The organism is Rhodoferax sp., from assembly GCF_030653815.1.
In the GTDB taxonomy this organism is placed as follows: Bacteria; Pseudomonadota; Gammaproteobacteria; order Burkholderiales; family Burkholderiaceae_C; genus Rhodoferax.
The window spans coordinates 139,418-156,274 of record NZ_JAURYQ010000015.1; the positions used below are offsets into that span (position 1 = coordinate 139,418).

The 16,857-nt window shown below is 61.6% G+C and carries 12 protein-coding genes and 1 pseudogene; 2 read left to right on the plus strand and 11 right to left on the minus strand.

The annotated features are described in order from the left end of the window. Positions 1-154: 154 nt before the first annotated feature. From Q7U49_RS17410 to Q7U49_RS05540, 6 genes and pseudogenes are all read right to left on the minus strand, one after another. Positions 155-935, minus strand: a pseudogene (locus Q7U49_RS17410) (adenylate/guanylate cyclase domain-containing protein). 232 nt (positions 936-1,167) lie between these two features. Beyond that, positions 1,168-2,712: an adenylate/guanylate cyclase domain-containing protein gene (locus Q7U49_RS05520; protein ID WP_304762931.1), complete on the minus strand. Its 1,545-nt coding sequence runs from the start codon at positions 2,710-2,712 to the stop codon at positions 1,168-1,170. Between the two features lie 235 nt (positions 2,713-2,947). Next, positions 2,948-4,336 (minus strand): HlyD family type I secretion periplasmic adaptor subunit, encoded by a 1,389-nt coding sequence (locus Q7U49_RS05525; protein WP_304762933.1) that lies wholly within the window; start codon positions 4,334-4,336, stop codon positions 2,948-2,950. After that, positions 4,333-6,075 (minus strand): type I secretion system permease/ATPase, encoded by a 1,743-nt coding sequence (locus tag Q7U49_RS05530; protein WP_304762934.1) that lies wholly within the window; start codon positions 6,073-6,075, stop codon positions 4,333-4,335. Before Q7U49_RS05530 ends, Q7U49_RS05525 begins: the two co-directional genes overlap by 4 nt. 176 nt (positions 6,076-6,251) lie before the next feature. Continuing rightward, a complete protein-coding gene (locus Q7U49_RS05535; protein WP_304762937.1) occupies positions 6,252-7,478 on the minus strand; it encodes a VCBS domain-containing protein in 1,227 nt (408 codons plus the stop codon). 66 nt (positions 7,479-7,544) lie between these two features. Beyond that, the gene (locus Q7U49_RS05540; RefSeq protein ID WP_304762940.1) at positions 7,545-7,832 is read right to left on the minus strand and encodes a PilZ domain-containing protein; all 288 of its coding nucleotides are present in this window, start codon (positions 7,830-7,832) and stop codon (positions 7,545-7,547) included. A 206-nt stretch (positions 7,833-8,038) separates the two neighbouring features. Here Q7U49_RS05540 and Q7U49_RS05545 point away from each other — a divergent pair, with 206 nt between their 5' ends. Further along, positions 8,039-8,713 carry a response regulator transcription factor gene (locus tag Q7U49_RS05545; protein WP_304762942.1) on the plus strand — a complete coding sequence of 225 codons (675 nt, stop codon included), beginning with the start codon at positions 8,039-8,041 and terminating at the stop codon, positions 8,711-8,713. On the opposite strand, the gene Q7U49_RS05550 is transcribed toward Q7U49_RS05545, so the two are convergent. The 5 genes from Q7U49_RS05550 to Q7U49_RS05570 all read right to left on the minus strand — a co-directional run bounded on the left by Q7U49_RS05550 (position 8,706) and on the right by Q7U49_RS05570 (position 16,035). Continuing rightward, complete coding sequence (locus Q7U49_RS05550; RefSeq protein WP_304762944.1) at positions 8,706-9,965, minus strand: type II toxin-antitoxin system HipA family toxin; 1,260 nt, start codon at positions 9,963-9,965, stop codon at positions 8,706-8,708. The genes Q7U49_RS05545 and Q7U49_RS05550 overlap by 8 nt on opposite strands. Continuing rightward, complete coding sequence (locus Q7U49_RS05555; protein ID WP_304762945.1) at positions 9,962-10,354, minus strand: XRE family transcriptional regulator; 393 nt, start codon at positions 10,352-10,354, stop codon at positions 9,962-9,964. The genes Q7U49_RS05550 and Q7U49_RS05555 overlap by 4 nt, the downstream gene beginning before the upstream one ends. A gap of 106 nt (positions 10,355-10,460) precedes the next feature. Beyond that, positions 10,461-12,320, minus strand: coding sequence for a patatin-like phospholipase family protein (locus tag Q7U49_RS05560; protein WP_304762946.1), 1,860 nt, complete (start codon positions 12,318-12,320; stop codon positions 10,461-10,463). Positions 12,321-12,353: 33 nt separating this feature from the next. Beyond that, positions 12,354-14,303, minus strand: a complete 1,950-nt coding sequence (locus Q7U49_RS05565) for a GNAT family N-acetyltransferase (protein ID WP_304762949.1) — start codon at positions 14,301-14,303, stop codon at positions 12,354-12,356. 40 nt (positions 14,304-14,343) lie between these two features. After that, a complete protein-coding gene (locus tag Q7U49_RS05570) occupies positions 14,344-16,035 on the minus strand; it encodes an AMP-binding protein (protein WP_304762950.1) in 1,692 nt (563 codons plus the stop codon). A gap of 133 nt (positions 16,036-16,168) precedes the next feature. On the opposite strand from Q7U49_RS05570, the gene Q7U49_RS05575 reads away from it, so the two are divergent. Then, the gene (locus Q7U49_RS05575; protein ID WP_304762953.1) at positions 16,169-16,849 is read left to right on the plus strand and encodes a c-type cytochrome; all 681 of its coding nucleotides are present in this window, start codon (positions 16,169-16,171) and stop codon (positions 16,847-16,849) included. The last annotated feature ends 8 nt before the right edge of the window (positions 16,850-16,857 follow it).

A 16,857-nucleotide genomic window follows, 5' to 3' on the forward strand; every position in this document is an offset into this window, starting at 1 on the left:
TGCGTTTGTGATATTTCGTTATACATCATTGATTTAATTGGGTTTTTTGCTTGATTAAATATTCATCAAAGTAACACAAGTCAAGCGTGGCGCGGCTCAGAGCCCCTTATCAGGGTAATTACTAACAAAGTTATCCACAGAAATAGTGCGTTGTTCACAAGACCACTTCAAAAATCTGAACCAGTTCATGCGAGCCCAGAAAATCGGCCTCCCCTTGGGCCACACAGCTGATTTGATCATGCACCAGCGACCAGGTGGAATGGCTGATCAGCAGATGGTCTGGCAGGCAATGGGCCTGGATGCGTGCCGCCAGATTGACCTGGCGACCAATCGCGGTGTATTCAAGGCGCTGCTGGGAGCCAAAAGCGCCCACACTGGCCTGTCCGGTCTTGATGCCAATGCGGCGCGCCAAAAAAGATCATGATGGCATCGCCGACAAATTTGTCGATGGTGGCACCATAACGCTGCGCAATCAAGGTCATCTCTGACAGATAGTCGTTAAGCAACAGGGACAGGTCTTCGGGTTCGATGGCATCCGCGATGGTGGAGAAATTCTTGATGTCAGAAAAAAACAGGGTCAGCTTGCGGCGCTCGTGGCGCTCCAGCGCGGCATAGTTGCCATTGCGCACCTCATCGGCCAGCTGCACGGCCACATAGCGGCTGATGATGCCATTGGCCTTGCCCAGGGTTTCGCCCACGGCCAGCAACTCGGCCTCCCGCTGTTTCCAGCGCGCCACGATGAAATACACAATGGCCAGTACCACCCCGAGCAAAAGCATGGTGATGGCGTTCATGGGCCGCAGCATGCCCGGATTGATCTGGCCGATGCTGGCCGCCGTGGTGTTGAAAAAAGGCGCATAAGGAATCTGCCCGGCATAAGCTCCGGCCAACAGCACGCTGTTGAAAAGCAGGGTGCCGAGCAGATTGACCCCCATCTGCCGCGCAGTAAACAGTGTCAAACCCACCACCCAGGTGCACAGGGCGATGGTGGCGATGGTCAGCCAGGGGCTGGGGCCAAGCCGGTACCGCTGCCAGTAGCTGATGCCGCTTGCCGCCAGGCAGCGCTGGGCCGGTGACCAGGTTAAAGGATTGTTCACTTGACGCCCCCCCGATTTGTTTTAGCCGGATGGTAAGGCGTTTTGGACGCGACGCCAAGCGTCCTTAAGTTCAGAGCTTGGGCAGCACCTCGGCCACGGCGCAAGTGGCGATGTCCATCAGTTTGGCATGGCGCGGCTCGGTGTCGGACAGCAGCGTGGTGACCTGGGCGTAGGAATTGTTGACGAACACCTTGCCCTCGGGGGTGTCCCGCTCCACGCCATAGCGGATCGTTGAGCGCTCGGTATTGGACAGCTTGCTGATCAAGCCCTTGGTGGCCCAGACCTTGCCAAAACGCGCCAGGTCCGACAAACGGCCACAAATGTTGATGGTCTCACCCAGCACCACCAGCTCGAAATTGGTGTTGGTCTTGAAGGTGCCCAGCCATTCTTCGCCTTCGCTCAGGCCGATGTTCATGTACAACTGATTGGTCCAGCCCTTGCGCACCTTCCAGTCATGGCTGATGCTTTGCATGGTTTCGCGCACCTTGTTGGCGCACAACACGGCGTTCATCAGGTAATTGCGGTCCGGCTGCGGAAAGAAGTAATAAACCATGCCATCACCGGTGTGCTTGCCATAGGCACCGTAGTATTCCCGGAAGATCGGGTCCAGCGTGGACCAGATCTGGTTGATCAGCGCAAAGTAATCCTCGGGCGGCAACTCGGAACAAATGCGCACCGAGTTTTGCAGGTCGGCCACCATCACCGCCAGCGGCGTCAGCACCGGCAGGCGCTGGCTCAGCAAATTGCGAATGAGCGTGTCGCGCCTTGAGATCGAGTTGAGCAGCTGATGCACGTCCTGCTGGTCGGGCACATAGACAATCAGCACACCTTCGCGAAAGCTCAGGGCCAACACCTTGCACTGGCCGATATCCGGGTCCGGGTGCATCATGTCCACCAGGTGCTGAATGCGGTTGTCAGGCTCGGGGCACTGGTCGTAACAAGTCATCAGCCATTGCCGTTGGGCGTCGTGCAGGTCACCCAGATTCTGGCTGAAGGTCTGGCGCGGCAAACGGCTTTTGATCAGACCCAGGTGGGCATTGAACAGGTTGGCCTGCTCCTGCGCGGGCAGGTCGGCCGCCCATTCGAGCAAGGTGGGCACGATCGAGCGGTCGGTGGCACGCTCCGGGATCTGGTTGCCGGCAAAGAATTCCTTTTGAGCCAGCGCATTGAGCCAGATCAACTGAAACTCGAAGTTGACCATATAGGCCACATAGGGGATGTTTTCCACCGAGACCTGGACCGACTCACTGGCCTGAATCGTGGCCGAAGCGCTGCGTTTTTCCACCACCGGGGGCTTGTCGGCCAGCGACCGGGCGACGGGCGCCACGGGCGGCGGCTGTGGTGGTGGTGGTGCGGTTTGCTTAACGGGTTCTTCCGCACCGGCCAACTGGCGCCGGATGTCCTCCATGCTGATACCGGCACGCTTGAGCTCCTGGACTTGCTGAATGCGCTCCAGCGCCCAGTCCGGGAAATACCCCAGCGTGGTGGGCGCCTCGCCGGGCACGGCCGCCTGGCGGCGCACTTCCGGCCGGGGCAGGAGCCCAAGGGCAATGTAGTTGTTCAGGGTGGCACGCGAGATGCCAGAACCTTCAAGAAGCGCAACGCTGGTTAACATGAGGTGACCCACTGTTTTCTTTGTTAGACAGTTGCGACTATACAGATAGACAGATGGAATGCAAGTGTCTAATTTAGACAACTGATATTTAGACAGTTATTGTTGCTGGAAAGCATCAGTTGTACAGTTGCGCAACTGTACAACTTAGTCGTTGTGGGGTCGCCTTGCACCAAGCAAGGCAGACTGAAGTCTGCCCCACCAAGCCCAGTGTCGCCCTGCCCCCGGCCCGATGGCTTCAGCTCTCGGCCAATGCCGAATTGAAGCGGCGCAGCAAAGGTCGCAGCAAATACACCATCAGCGAACGCTCGCCGGTTTTCACCATCACCGTGGTCTGCATGCCGGGTTGCAATTGCAATTTGCCCAGTTTCTGAACCTCGGCCGGAGCCACCGTCACGCGCAACGTGTAGTAGGTGGCGCCACTGCGCGCGTCGGTCAGCGCATCGGCCGACACCACGGCCACCTGCCCGCTCACCACCGGCTGAAAGGCGCGGCTGGAATAGGCGTCAAAGTGCACATCGGCAGGCAGTCCGGGGTGCACCCGGTCGATGTACTGCGGCGCAATGCGGGCCTCCACCACCAGCGCGTCACCGTCGGGCACGATGTCCATCAGCCGGTCGCCCGGCTTGACCACACCGCCCACGGTGTGCACTGCCATGTCCACCACGGTGCCCGCCACCGGCGCGCGCAGCACCAGCCGCGCAAAGGTGTCGCGCTGGCCGGCCAGCCGCTCGTTGAGCACGGCATATTCGCGTTGCACCTCGCCCATCTGGCTTTCCACCTCGCGCCGGAACTCAATCTCGCGCTGCGCGCCGCGCATGCGGAACTCGGCCAACCGGGCGTTGATGCCCGCGATGTTCGACATGTCCTCGCTCTGCTTGCTCTGCACCTCGGCCAGCTGGCGCTCCAGGTCGAGCAGGCTGTTGCGCGAGACAAAGCCTTCCACGCGCAAATTGCGGTATGACTGCAACTGCTCGTTGAACAGGGCAATCTGCGTTTCGCGCCCCACCTTGAGCTGCGCCAGGCTGGCCAGCTGCATCTCCAGCCCGCGCACCGACTCGCGGATGATGCGCAACTCGCCTTCCAGCGCCGCCCGGCGCGACTTGAACAAGCCCTCTTGCGCGCGCATCAGCGCGGCCACCTCGGGCTCGCCGGCCGCGCTCTTGAGCTCGGGCGGGAAGCTGATGGCCGCCGCCCCGGCGCTCTCGGCGCGCAGGCGCGCCAGGCTGGCCATGGCCGTGTACCACTGCGACTGGGTCGCGTTGAGGGCCGACTTGGACTGCGCCTCATTGAGCACCAGCAGTTCGTCACCCGCCTTCACGCGCTGCCCTTCGCGCACCATGATCTGCTCGACCAGGCCGCCGTTGAGGTGGTCGATGCGCTTGCGGGTGGACTCCACCGCCACCACGCCGGGTGCCGGCACGCCTTCGTCGAGCGGTGCCAGCACGGCAAAAGCCAGAAAACCGCCAAAACCCAGCGCCAGCAGCCAGCGGCCCCGACGCAACACGGCGTGGTAATTGGTGTCGGGCAATTGCAGCGGCGCGTCCGGCGCCGGCTCAAAGGTAGCCGGCATGGCCGGCCTGACGGCGCGTGTGGGCAGCACCAAGGGAGTGGGTTCGGTGCTCATGCCGCGGCCTCGTTGCTCAGGGTTTTATTGGTTTCGGCCGGGTTGGCCAGCGGGCGCTGCGGCATGGCCTTGAGCACCGCCTCACGCGGGCCGTAGGCCTGAATGCTGCCGTTGGCCAGCACCATCACCGCGTCCACCACGCTCAGCACATTGAGCCGGTGCGTCATCACAAACACGGTGCAGTTCTCGCGCTTCATCTCGCGCAGCGCCTCCACCAGCGCGGCATCGCCGGCCTCGTCCAGGTTGGCGTTGGGCTCGTCGAGCACGATCAGCGCCGGGCTGCCATACATGGCGCGCGCCAGGCCAATGCGCTGGCGCTGCCCGCCCGACAGCGCGGTGCCGCCCTCGCCTATCGGCGTCTCATAAGCCTGCGGCAGCCGCAAAATCATCTCGTGCACGCCGGCGCGCTGCGCCGCCTGCACAATCTTGCCGTCCTCGGGCGCGCCAAAGCGGGCAATGTTTTCGGCCACCGTGCCCTCGAACAGTTCCACGTCCTGCGGCAGGTAGCCCACCCACGGCCCCAGCTCAGCCTTGTCCCACTGGTGCACGTCGGCACCGTCAAGCCGCACCGTGCCACTGAGCGGTGGCCAAACGCCCACCAGCGCCCGCGCCAGCGTGGACTTGCCCGACGCGCTGGGGCCAATCACCGCCACCAGCATGCCCGGCGAGGCGCCAAACTTGATACCCTTGAGCACCGGCTGGCGCACGCCCGGTGGCGCCACCACCAGGTTTTCGGCCAGAACGAGCCCCTGCGGGCGCGGCAGCGCGGTGCGCTCGGGGGCGGCGGGGTGCGCTTGCAGCAGATTGTTGAGTCTTTCGTAGGCGCCGCGCGCCGACACCAGACCACGCCAATGGCTAATGGCGGCATCCACCGGCGCCAGCGCCCGCCCCAGCAAAATGGATGCGGCAATCATGCCGCCGGGCGTGAGCTGGTTGTCGATCACCAGCAACGCGCCCAGCCCAAGCACGCCGGACTGAAATGCCATGCGCAGGAACTTGGTATAGGCACCGACCGTGGCGGCGCGGTCGCTGGCCAGCGCCTGCTGCACCAGCATGCGACTCTGGCGCTGCAGCCAGCGCTGGCGCAGCGCACCCAGCATGCCCATGGCCTCGATCACTTCGGCGTTGCGCAGATTGCTGCTGGCAAAGTGGCTGGCCGTCTGCGCCTCCTTGTTGGCCTCGCCCAGCGGGGCGGCGGTGGCGCGTTCGTTGATCCAGGCCAGCACCAGCAGCAACAGCGCGGCCACCAGCGCAAACAGCCCAAGCCAGGGGCTGAGCAAAAAAATCACCAGCAGAAACACGGGCGTCCAGGGCGCGTCAAAAAACGCAAACAGTCCCTTGCCCGTTAAAAACTGGCGAATATGGCCGAGGTCGCCCAGCGCCTGCCCAGCATTGCCACCGCGCCCGAGCAGGGTGTGCTGAAGGGCTGCGTTGAACACCTGAGGCCCCAGTCGCAGGTCGAGCGCCGCGCTGCCGCGGATCATGGCCCTGGCGCGCACTGACTCCAGCAAAGCCTCCAATGCAAACAGGCCCAGCATGATGAGTGTGAGCATCAGCAGCGTGGTGGTGTTGCGGCTGGCCAGCACCCGGTCGTAGACCTGCAGCATGTACAGGGCCGGCGTCAGCATGAGCACATTGATGGCAATGCTGAATGCGCCGGCACCCAAAAAAAGACCGCGCAAATCCTGCATCGCTGCGTTTAAGGGACTTGGCGTCGTGTTGCCTGGCCGTGATTTCATGGTGAGAATATTCTTCGTGGAGTGTCAAATGGTAACGTTGGAAGACATAAAAAAACCCGCCGGGGTTGCCTGCGGGTTTTTGTGGGTGCGAGCGCTTCACGACACTCGCTTTGAGATGTCTCGATGCCTGCGCTTTCAATACATCTCAATGAACCCAAATGAACAACAACGGGCTCTTACAGCCAGTAGGTGTAATCGGCGGTGACATCCACGCCGACCAACGAGAGGCCGTCAACACCATTGGTGCCACCTGCCGTATTGGAGTCGTAGCTCACCGAGACCGTTTTATCTACTGACGCAAAATTTGCGGATGCCGTATCCGTACTGTAATCCGTAGACCCCTCCTGATTGGGTCCGGTAGTGTCAAATGCCCAAGTCTCGAGTTTGACAGCGCTGCCCCCCTCCAGCGTTACGTTGACATATTCGTCGTTCACGTTATCAGCGTGGTCATTGTCAATATCACCCGTCACAGTGACAAGAGCAGTCCCGGCAAAATCAAAAGCACCTGCAGGAGCGGTGAGCGTGAAATTGAACGAGCCATCCCAAGTGGTGGTGTTAAAGCCAGATGTCACCGATGCACTGACGTAGGTTGACCCTGTAAATTGGTCAGCCGTGCCGGTGATGGTCAGATTGACAGTGTTATCGATGGTGTTGACGCCGTCACTGATCTGGTAGGTGAAGGACTTCGTAAGCTGTTCGTCTAACTTGAGGTAATCGAGATCGGTGCTGTCGGTGTTGATGGTCAGCTTGCCGTCAGCGTAGGTGATATACGACGGCAGCGTTTCGGTGAAACTTACCGACAGCGCCAGCCCTTCCGGATCAGCGGCTTTGGCAGCTGTGAGCAGATCGATCGTATTGCTTGTTTCACCAACATCTTCGCCCTTGGACACCGCATAGTCATCGTACTCATTGACGTCCCAAGTGATCGCCTCGGCCGTAGGTTTCTCGTTTTGCGGAGCAGCCCAGTCGTCGGTGTAACCCTCGGGGTCTGTGCTATCGCTATAAAACTCACGGGTGTGATAAATCGTGCCCGTCTTCTTGGTGATGGTTTCCCAGGTTGCTGTGTCCAGATCGTCGAAGTTGAACATCGCGGAAAGGTTGATGACTGTATCGCCCACTGTGAGCGTAGGGACCGGATTTGTGATGTCGTCACCGTACACCGCACCAACCTTGCTCTGCGCCGCGCCGAACAGGCCGGAAAGCGAAAATTCACCTTTCTCAATGGCAGTTTGCAAAACCAGAGCCTCATCCACCGTCAAGCCATTTACGTGGGCGAGGTACGCCGCAATGCTGGCACCGCCATCAAATTGAAAGTAGGTTGTCAGCGCATTGGTATAGCTGGAAGCCAGCGTGCCTTGATCCACCGTGTTGCCGTAATCTGTGTAGTCGTATGAAAAGCTCATTTTCAATTCCCCTTTAGTTCAACCATTAAAAAGAGCCGCCTTCCGGCAACCCACCCTCCGAAACCTTTACTCCACCGGCTCCAGCCGGCTGCTCAGCAGCTTGACCCCGACGCCGGTTTTGCCACCCTGCTGCTCGATGCGCATGATTTGCCCTTGCGCCTTGAGCTTCATGGGGCCGCCGGGGGTGTCGAGTTCAATCTCCAGATCAATCAGGCCACCCACCTGCTGCACGCTGTCCATCTCAATAAACAAGCCGGTGGCGCTGATGTCGCGCGTCAGGGTTTGCCGGCCACCGGCCAAACCGACGGGCAGTTGGATCTGCTCTCGGGGTTCGGTGCGGTGTTCGTTTTGCATGGCGGTAGTTTGCCGTGGCCTTTGTCTTTTGCCATGGTCAGAAGCGCGTGATCTTCTGGGAGCTTCCCATGAAAAACGTGTAAAAAAACCAAGACAAATGTCATGGGATGTCGCAAGAACAGCACAGCGTCCGAAAGATGACAGTTTGGCGCCGGTAACAATTGGTATCATCATTTGTGTTCTCCATGCCCACCCAAGCCAAGCCCATGATCAAAGTCTCAGACCAGCCCATTCTCGTCATGCTGGTAGCGCTGCCACTGGTGGCCTGGGGCCTGGAACGGTTGGTGGAAAGTGCCCAACCTGGCCTGCGGCTGATGGGGTCGGTGAGTTCGGTGGCCGACAGCCTGAGCAGCATGGGTCAGCGCACGCCCGACGTGGTGGTGGTGGACCTGGACGGCGAACAAGGCGCCGAGACTCTGGGGCTGCTGCACAGCAAGACCAGCGCCAGGATTCTTGCAGTCACCGGATCACCCCATGAAGTGCTGCATGACGAGGCAGTGATAGCGGGCGCCCGGGGTGTCGTCAACAAGCGCGACGTGGACGCAGCGCAGACCCTGCTCAAGGCCATTGAAAAAGTGCACCGTGGCGAAATCTGGATCGACCGCAACGCCACCAGCCGTATTTTTCTGGAGCTGGTGCGCAGAAGATCCTCTCAGGTTCAACACCCTGAAAAGCAAAAAATAGCCAGCCTGACGCGGCGCGAGTTGCAGGCCCTGACCACGCTGGCCAGCGACCCCGGCAGTTCCAGCCGAGAGGTGGCTGAAAAGCTCTTCATCAGCGAGAACACGCTGCGCAACCATGTGACCTCGATCTACAGCAAGCTGGGCCTGGCAAACCGGGTCGATCTGTACGCCTTTGCCCAGCGCAACGGCCTCACCTGAGGCCGCCCCCTCCCGGAACCTGACGTTGGTCTTGCAGAAACGGCCGATCGATCTGGCTGGCCAGCGACTCAATGTCCTTGGCCAAAACCCCCGCTCGCGCGAAGTGCTCTTTCCATGTGGCCACGACCGCACAAACCTTCTTCACCTGATCGGCGGCCTCAGATTTCTTCAGGCCAAACTGGCCACACTCGGACATGGCGTTCTCCAGCGTAGCGTCTGCGCCATCCGCGCCAACGCGCATCTGTTGGTAGCTCAGTGCCTGGCCGGAGGGCAGGACATCGAAGGCTGGCGAGAGCTCGTAGTCACCGCTGTCAGTCATCAGCAGCGCATGGTTCTTCTCATGGTCGTCGGTGTTGTCGATCAAAATATTGAATACCATGCGCCGGAACAGCTCTGACATGTGCACCCGGTTCAGGCCGCCAGCAGCGACGCCGCGTCGGCGCAGCAACTGCGCCAGTTCCGGGTAACCCAAACCCTCCCCTGACGCCCTGAGCGCCACATTGGCGGACAGCGCGTGCCGGCGAATCCCCCCCGCGCGATCGAAACGCTTGACCGCCACGGCATGCCCTTTGAGGACTTTCACCGGTAAGGTGCGCGCTACCCGGATGCCGGCCTGCTCAGACAGTGTCATGGTTGCGTGCTCGACCAAGGGCATGTCGATGGGCTCACCGGGCTCGTTGAACTTCAGCACCCACGGGTGTCCTTCCATATTCAAAAGTGCCTTGGGGCGTGCGCCACCCAGCGTTGCGCAGGGTGCGATCAGGCGACGTTTTCGCTCATCGATCGGTTCGCCGGCAAGAATCTGGTGCACGAGTTGCTCGATCTCCTGGGCGTCCGCGAGTTGCGGCAGTGCGCCCATGTGACGTGCGAGGTACGCATCGGGCGACACTGAAACGCCCAAGGCGCCGAAGCGTTCGTCGCCGGCGTAGAAGAGGAAGTCCAGCACAGACAGGCGCGCCGGCTTGTCGAGAAAGCGGATGACCCGCTCACCCCAGCGGTCCGGGCGGGCGTCATCGACTGCGCCTACGGCTGTCTCCTTCTCAATGGGGAAGAACTCTCTCTCGACCAGGGGGAGATCTTCGCTCAGCGCAAACCCTGATTTGATCCAGGCCTGGCTGTACACGAGCGACACCCCTTTGGTCGCGCGCGCCATTCGCAGCTCGCCGATAAACACCGGGGTTTCGGGATGGCCGAGCCACCAGAGGTAGAGCGAGTCGCCGGGCTGGTAGTTCTTGATGTCGAACTCGATCATGATTTGCCTTCTTCAGCCGAGTCATGCTGCAGGCGATTCGGGGCCTGTGCTGTCGCATACAAGGATGGACGCTTGCGCACAGCGCGAGCCTTGGCCACACGCACGGCCTCCTCCAGGGCACCCTGGTCGTGCGCCGGGGCCGCCAGGTCGGCAATGGCCTGGGAGCGTCCCATCAGCCACAGGGCGGTGGCATAAACACCCATCGACACGCTCGGGTCGCCCTTCTCCATGCGCATCAGCGTGGGTTCGGACACGCCGATGCGTTGCGCCCAGGCCTTCAGTGGCTCACGCCGGCGCTTGCGGGCGACGGCCAGGTTCTCGCCGAGCTCGCGCAGGTGCACGAGCACGACAGCAGGCATCGAATCGAGGGCATTTGATCTTTTTGACATGACATATATGTTAATACAAAATCATAAAAACACATATTTATATTGGTTAAGCGATGCAGATCGAGCTTCAAAAGGTGTCCGTATGGCCGACAAGGCAAATACGTTCTCAGGCGTGTGGCCGGAAGGCCTTGAGCTGTTCCTCGGTCATGGCATCCAGCTCCTCACAGGCGTAGTCATAACCCTGTTGGGTGATGCTGTCAAAGCGCTGCCATTGCAGCATGCCCACCCGTTCCAGCGGCGGGCAAAAATAAAGGTCGGTCAGGCGGCGTGACTCTTCCTGGCGCGAGCTGCTGTACATGATGGTGACATTGAGCAGGTAGGCCATGAACGAGGGCAGCTTGTAGCGGCGCTGCTGGCGCGGGCGCAGGCGGTCGCGCAGCAGCGCCCAGGTGCCCGGCACTTCGTCAAAGGCCACCGGCTTGGGCTTGCGGCTGCCCAGGTCCACGCCGATGACCTTGCCCACGCCGCGGCGCTTGCGCATGATGCTGATCGGAAAGTTGTTGAAAGTGCCGCCGTCAAACAGCAAATCGCCGTCTAGCGGCACTGGCGGAAAGGCGCCGGGGATGGCGGTGCTGGCCAGAATGGACTGGGTCAGCGGGCCCTGGCTGATGACCTGCTCACAGGCTTTGGTGTAGTTGCTGGCCACACAAAAATAGTTCTTCCAGGTGTCCTCGATGTCGGCCGGGTGGCCAAAAACAGCTTGCAGCGCCACTTGCAGGATGCGGCGCATGCGACGACCACGAATCAGTGAAATCAGCGGCAAAAGGTTGAAGTCACCGGTGGGTTTGTCGGCAAAGGCGGCGCGCGCGATCGGCATCAAGTCATCCAGCGGTTGGTCCGAGGCCACCATGGCCGCCATGATGGAGCCAATGCTGGTGCCGCCAACAAAGTCCACCACCAGGCCGCGCTCCTGCAGTGCCCGGTAAAGCCCGAGGTGCGCCAGCCCCTTGGCGCCGCCGCCGGCCAGCACCAGGCCCACGGCGGTGCGGCTCTGAATACGCGCCAGCCGCGCCATGTCGCTCTCCAGCGCCGGGCGCACATGCACATGGTCGGTGACCGGGCGACGCGCCAGCCATTGCCGGGTGCCGCTGGGGCAGCGCACGTGTTCGTCGTGCAGCAGCACCAGAATTTGCGCCGCGTCGCTCTGCCCTCCCCGATGCATCAGGCAGGCGGTCTCTGAGGGGTGCAACTCTGGCGGCTGGCTGGCGTTGGCCAGCAGCAAAATCTCATCACTGTGACGGCTGCAGCGCTGCGTCCAGGCGCTGGCCTCGGTGTCACCCACCAACAGCACAAAGTCGTTCGCCAATTCCAGCTGGTCCAGGTGCGCGGCAATGCGGCGGTTGGCTGCAGTGTCAGAAACCTCGCTTTGCGTCAGGCCAGGCTGCTGCACGGCGGCATCCACACTGGCGGCATCCACCACGCAGACCTTGCCGATGCGGCCCAACTGGGTTGCCAGGCGCTGGGCGAAGTCGGAGGCGTCCACCCCGGCTGTCACGGGCAACAAGGCCATGGCCACTGGTGGCGGCACGGCTGTGCGCGGGCTGGTGCTGGTGAGGCGCTTGATCATCTGGCGCGTCAGCGCAATCGACATCTGCGCGCTGCTGGCCAGCAGGCTGGTGAACTCGGACTTGGCCAGGCGCACCAGCACCGAGTTGCGGATGGCCACCACCGTGGCCGTGCGCGGCTCGTCGGTGTACAGGCTCATTTCACCAATGACCTCGCCCCGCCCCATTTCGCGCACCATGTGCTCTACGCCATCATCACCCAGCACCGAGGCCCGCAGGCGCCCGCTAATCGACAAATACATGGCATCACCATGCTCACCCTGGAACATCAGGGTGTCACCGGCGGCCAGTTCAACCCAGCTCAGGTGGCTGCGCAAAAGCGCCAGGGCCTCGGCATCCACGTCGCCCAGCATGCGTTGCAAATGGTGGATCAGCACCTGTTCAGGGTAGTCGGTCTGCATGGGTTTCCAGTCAATAGAAGTGAATGAGGGCATTTAGAACAAGGTGGTCACGCGCACGGTGTCCAGGGTGGGTTCGGTGCTGACCTGCAGCGAACCATTACGCGCCAGCTTGATCATCTTCTCGTTGTCGGGCAGGATTTCGGCCAGAAAACCGCGCACGCCACGCGCCTTGGCATGGCGCACCATGCACGCCTGCAGGCTGGAACCCAGGCCGCAGCCCTGCCAGTCCGGGTGCACCATGAAGGCGGTTTCAGCCAGGTTGGTGGACGGGTCGACAAAGTAACAGCCCTGGGCCACGATCTGCGCGTTTTCGCGGCTGCCGACGGCGGCGACAAAAGCCACCTCGGTCTCGAAATTGAGGTTGCACAGACGCTGCACCTCTTTGTTGGACAAGCCACGCACCTTGCGAAAAAAGCGGGTGTAAACGTCCTGCTCGGGCAAACAATGAAACAACGCGCGAATCGCTTCGCCATCCGAAGAGGTCGCCGGGCGCAGCAAGACCTCTCTCTTGTCGCGCAACACCACCCTCTGCTCTTCTTCCACCGGGTAGGCCCGCATGTTGTGCAGGGTTTGCCCGGGCGGCAGGTAGCCCAGCGCCTGCGCCTGCGCAAACAACTCGGCCCGAAACTTGGGGTGCGCCACTTCAATCAGCGCCACGGCACGCTCGCGGATCGACTTGCCGAACAGGTAGGCAATGCCGAACTCGGTGATGACGTAATGCACTGCCGTGCGCGGCAGGCTGGCACCCTCGCCCGGCTGCAGCATGGCCCGGATGCGCGAGGTTTCACCGTCGTCCTCGGTCGACGTCAGGCAAATGATGGGCTTGCCGCCCTCCGACAAGGACGCCCCTTCCAGAAACTCGATCTGCGCCGCCATGCCGCTGTAATAGTCGCCGTGCAGCTGGTCCACGCACACCTGGCCCGTGAGGTCAACGGCAAAGGCCTGCGTGACCGACACCATGCGGTGCTGTGCGGCAATGGTCGCGCTGTGGCAAACCACCTCGATCGGCTGGAACGAAAACAGCGGGTTGCGGTCGATCAGGTCGTAGAGCCGGCGCGAGCCCATGGCAAAGCTGGTCACGATCTTGCCGACCTGGCTGCTTTTGCGCTTGCCGGTCAGGATGCCGCGCTCCAGCAGCGGAATGATGGCGTCGGTGACCACGTCGGAGTGGATGCCAAGGTCCTTGCGGTCGGCCAGGTGTTTGAGGGCTTCGTTGGTGATGCGGCCGAGCCCGATCTGCAGCGTCGATCCGTCTTCGATGATGCCGCTGATGTAGCGCGCAATCTGCTCCATGGCCTGCTCGGACGCCGCCGGATGCACAAACTCGATGACCGGGGTGTCGACCAGCACCAGCTGGTGGATCTGGCTGATGTGCAGGGTCGAGTCGCCCATGGATCGCGGCATGGCCGGGTTCACTTCGGCAATCACCAGCCTGGCCTTGGCCACGGCCGCCGGGATCACATCCACCGAGACACCCAGGCTGACATAACCGAACTCGTCGGGCATGGACACCTGGATGAGTGCGACGTCGACCGCAATACGGCCGATCGCCATCAGGCCCGGCACCCGGGCGATCGACATCGGCACATACTCGGCCAGCCCCTGCTTGACGGCGGCACGCATGTCCTGGCCGACAAAGAAAGTACGGTGCCGATAATGGGAAATGCACCGGCCCTGCTCGTCGTGCGGCACCGCATGGTCGGTCAGAAAGTGCACCAGTTCGACATCCAACGGTCGGGGTTTGCAGGCCTCCAGCGCCGCCACCAGCGCACGCGGCGTGGCGCAGGCCGTGCCCACAAACACATGGTCGCCGTTGCGCACCTGCAACATCGCCTGCCCGGCGCTGGTGATTTTGTCGGCGTGGGCTTGAAGAACAACGGGCATACCCGCCGGTGATGGTTCAACTTCAGGCGAGGCGCCACCCCATCGGGCACGCAAACCCTTGCCCAGGCGGGTCAAAAAACTGGCATCAGGTTGGTCCATCAGGGCCTCCCCCATCTTGAATGATTGATCGTGAAGTTTCTCAGTTGCCTTGCCAGATGACCGGCTGGCCCGACGCTTCCCAGCGCTCGTAATTGGCGGCATAAGCATCTTCAATGCGATTGCGTTTGACCTTGAAGGTGGGCGTGACGATGTCGTTTTCGACCGTCCAGGCGTTGGTGGCGACCACCAGGCACTTGAGCTGTTCGTGCGGGTCCAGGCTGGCGTTGATGGTATTGAGGTGCTGCGCCAGCGCCGCCTCAAGCTGCACGCGCTGAGCCGGGTCGGCGGCACGTTCCACTGCTTCGGCGTTGAGCATCACGATGCCCAGTGGCTGGCCCAAGTTGGCCCCGGTGACCACGCAGGCTTCCACCAGTTCATGCATCACCAGTTTGTCTTCGATGGGTGCCGGCGCCACATATTTGCCCTTGCTGGTCTTGAACAGGTCCTTGACGCGCCCGGTGATGTGCAGCCTGCCCTGCGCGTCAATGTGGCCCTTGTCCCCGGTGTGCAGCCAGCCGTCAGCGGTGAAGGTCTCACGGGTCAACTCAGGCTCTTTGTAATAGCCCTGCATCAGCGCCGGGCTGCGCATCTGGATCTCGCCGGTTGCTGCATCAATGCGAATGTCAACGCCCGCGTAGGCCGGCCCCACCGTGCCTTCCATATTTTGTCCTGGCAGCGTCAGGTTCGAGACGGCCAGGTTTTCGGTCATGCCATAACCTTCATTGACGGGCAGGCCCAGTTTGCGGTACCAGGCCAGCAGCGGCACCGGCATGGGGGCCGCGCCCCCGGCGGCAAAACGGCACTGGTCCAGACCCAGCGCTTTTTGCACCTTGCGCCGCACCAGGCCGCCGATGAGGGGAATCGACAACAACCGATTGAGTTTGGCCGGCGGCAACTTGTGGTGCACACCATGTTGGAACTTGACCCACAAGCGCGGCACCGAGAAGAAAATCGTGGGTCGTGCACGCTGCAGGTCCTTGGCAAAGGTGTCAAGCGATTCGGCAAAAAACACGTGCATGCCGGTGTACAGCCAGCCATGCTCCACCAGCACGCGCTCAACCACATGGGCCAACGGCAGGTAGGACAGCATGCGGTCTTGCTGCGTCATGCCCACGGCGGCGGCGCCGGTGGCAATCGCCCAGGCAAAATTGCCAAAACTGTGCATCACCCCCTTGGGCTGACCCGTGGTGCCCGAGGTGTAGATCAGGGTGGCGAGTTCATCGGCCTCACGCATCACCTCGCCTTGGAACGGCTCGTTGCGGGCGATGATGGCGTCCCAGCCCTCATAGCTGCTGATGGCATCGGCGGGCGAAAGCGGGTAACTGATGCAGGGCATGTCGGCGGGCACACCCGGCTTCATGCTTGCCCAGTCATCGAGTTTGCCGACAAAACAGGCCCGCGCCTCGCTATGCAACAAAATCTGCCGAACCGTGCCATGCGCCAATGTGGGGTACAAGGGCACAGACACGTAACCCGCCATCCAGATCGCCAGGTCACTCATCAGCCACCAGGCGCAGTTTTTGGACAGGATGGCAATCTTTGAGCCAGGCGCCCAGCCCTGGGCCTTGAGGTGGCTGGCCATGCGCCGCACTTCATCACCCACCTGCGCCCAGGTGATGTCCCGGGTCACACCGCCGCCCATGGGCTGGGTCAGCGCGATCCGGTCAGGTGCCGTTTTTTCCCAAAAATACAGGCGCTGCAAAGTCAACTGGTCAGGCGTTACGGGATTCATTAAACTAGTCTCCATCCGTTGTGATCGTCATGTCCGCTGCGGGAATTCGCAGACAGTATAGGAAGAGAATGATGTCCTGTGAAGCCCGCAGGCCAACATCAAGTCTTCGAAACATCAAATCATCAAGCATGCCATGGACCGTTACCTGAAACCCATCCTCTCACTGGTGCTTGGCTACCTGCTGATCGGCTCGGCATTGCCGGCACGAGCGCAAAGCACCACCTCGTCCGCTGAAGCCCTGGTGGCGAGCGCCCTTGCCCTCAAACCTGACACCGAGCGTGGTGAAGCCGAATTCACGGCCTTGTCCTGTGCCCGCTGCCACCGAAAAAATGCTGTTGGCCGCGCCGACAGCGACACACCACGGTTGTCCGGTCAACACGCTGCGGTCATCATCAAACAGGTGCTGGACATTCGCAGTGGCTTGCGCGCCAACCCGCCCATGCAGCCCATGGTGACCGAGGAAAGGCTGAGTCTGCAAGCCCTGGCCGACATCGCCGCCCACCTGCAGGCGCTGCCGGTGAGCGGAGCCCTTGGCAAAGGTCCGAGGTCGGGTGTGGCGCGGGGCAAAGAACTGTTTGGCAAGGACTGCGCCAGCTGCCACGGTGCTGCAGGTGAAGGCAATGCCACCATTTTTGCCCCCATGGTGGCAGCGCAGCATTACACCTACCTTGTGCGTGAACTGGAATTCATTCGCGACGGGATAAGGGGTAATTCCAATCCGGCCATGGCTGCCCTGCTGAAGACTTATGCGCAGGACGACCTGCAGGCGGTGGCGGACTACCTGGCGCAAGTGCCCGCGCCGGAACGCAGATAAAGACCCCC

Excerpts from the sequence above, each read along its gene's own strand:
- Q7U49_RS05570 (WP_304762950.1), bottom strand. The coding sequence starts at position 16,035 with ATGAATCCCGTAACGCCTGACCAGTTGACTTTGCAGCGCCTGTATTTT.
- Q7U49_RS05545 (WP_304762942.1), top strand. The coding sequence starts at position 8,039 with ATGATCAAAGTCTCAGACCAGCCCATTCTCGTCATGCTGGTAGCGCTG.
- Q7U49_RS05555 (WP_304762945.1), bottom strand. The coding sequence starts at position 10,354 with ATGTCAAAAAGATCAAATGCCCTCGATTCGATGCCTGCTGTCGTGCTC.
- Q7U49_RS05560 (WP_304762946.1), bottom strand. The coding sequence starts at position 12,320 with ATGCAGACCGACTACCCTGAACAGGTGCTGATCCACCATTTGCAACGC.
- Q7U49_RS05565 (WP_304762949.1), bottom strand. The coding sequence starts at position 14,303 with ATGGACCAACCTGATGCCAGTTTTTTGACCCGCCTGGGCAAGGGTTTG.
- Q7U49_RS05535 (WP_304762937.1), bottom strand. The coding sequence starts at position 7,478 with ATGAGCTTTTCATACGACTACACAGATTACGGCAACACGGTGGATCAA.
- Q7U49_RS05575 (WP_304762953.1), top strand. The coding sequence starts at position 16,169 with ATGGACCGTTACCTGAAACCCATCCTCTCACTGGTGCTTGGCTACCTG.
- Q7U49_RS05530 (WP_304762934.1), bottom strand. The coding sequence starts at position 6,075 with ATGAAATCACGGCCAGGCAACACGACGCCAAGTCCCTTAAACGCAGCG.
- Q7U49_RS05525 (WP_304762933.1), bottom strand. The coding sequence starts at position 4,336 with ATGAGCACCGAACCCACTCCCTTGGTGCTGCCCACACGCGCCGTCAGG.
- Q7U49_RS05550 (WP_304762944.1), bottom strand. The coding sequence starts at position 9,965 with ATGATCGAGTTCGACATCAAGAACTACCAGCCCGGCGACTCGCTCTAC.
- Q7U49_RS05520 (WP_304762931.1), bottom strand. The coding sequence starts at position 2,712 with ATGTTAACCAGCGTTGCGCTTCTTGAAGGTTCTGGCATCTCGCGTGCC.
- Q7U49_RS05540 (WP_304762940.1), bottom strand. The coding sequence starts at position 7,832 with ATGCAAAACGAACACCGCACCGAACCCCGAGAGCAGATCCAACTGCCC.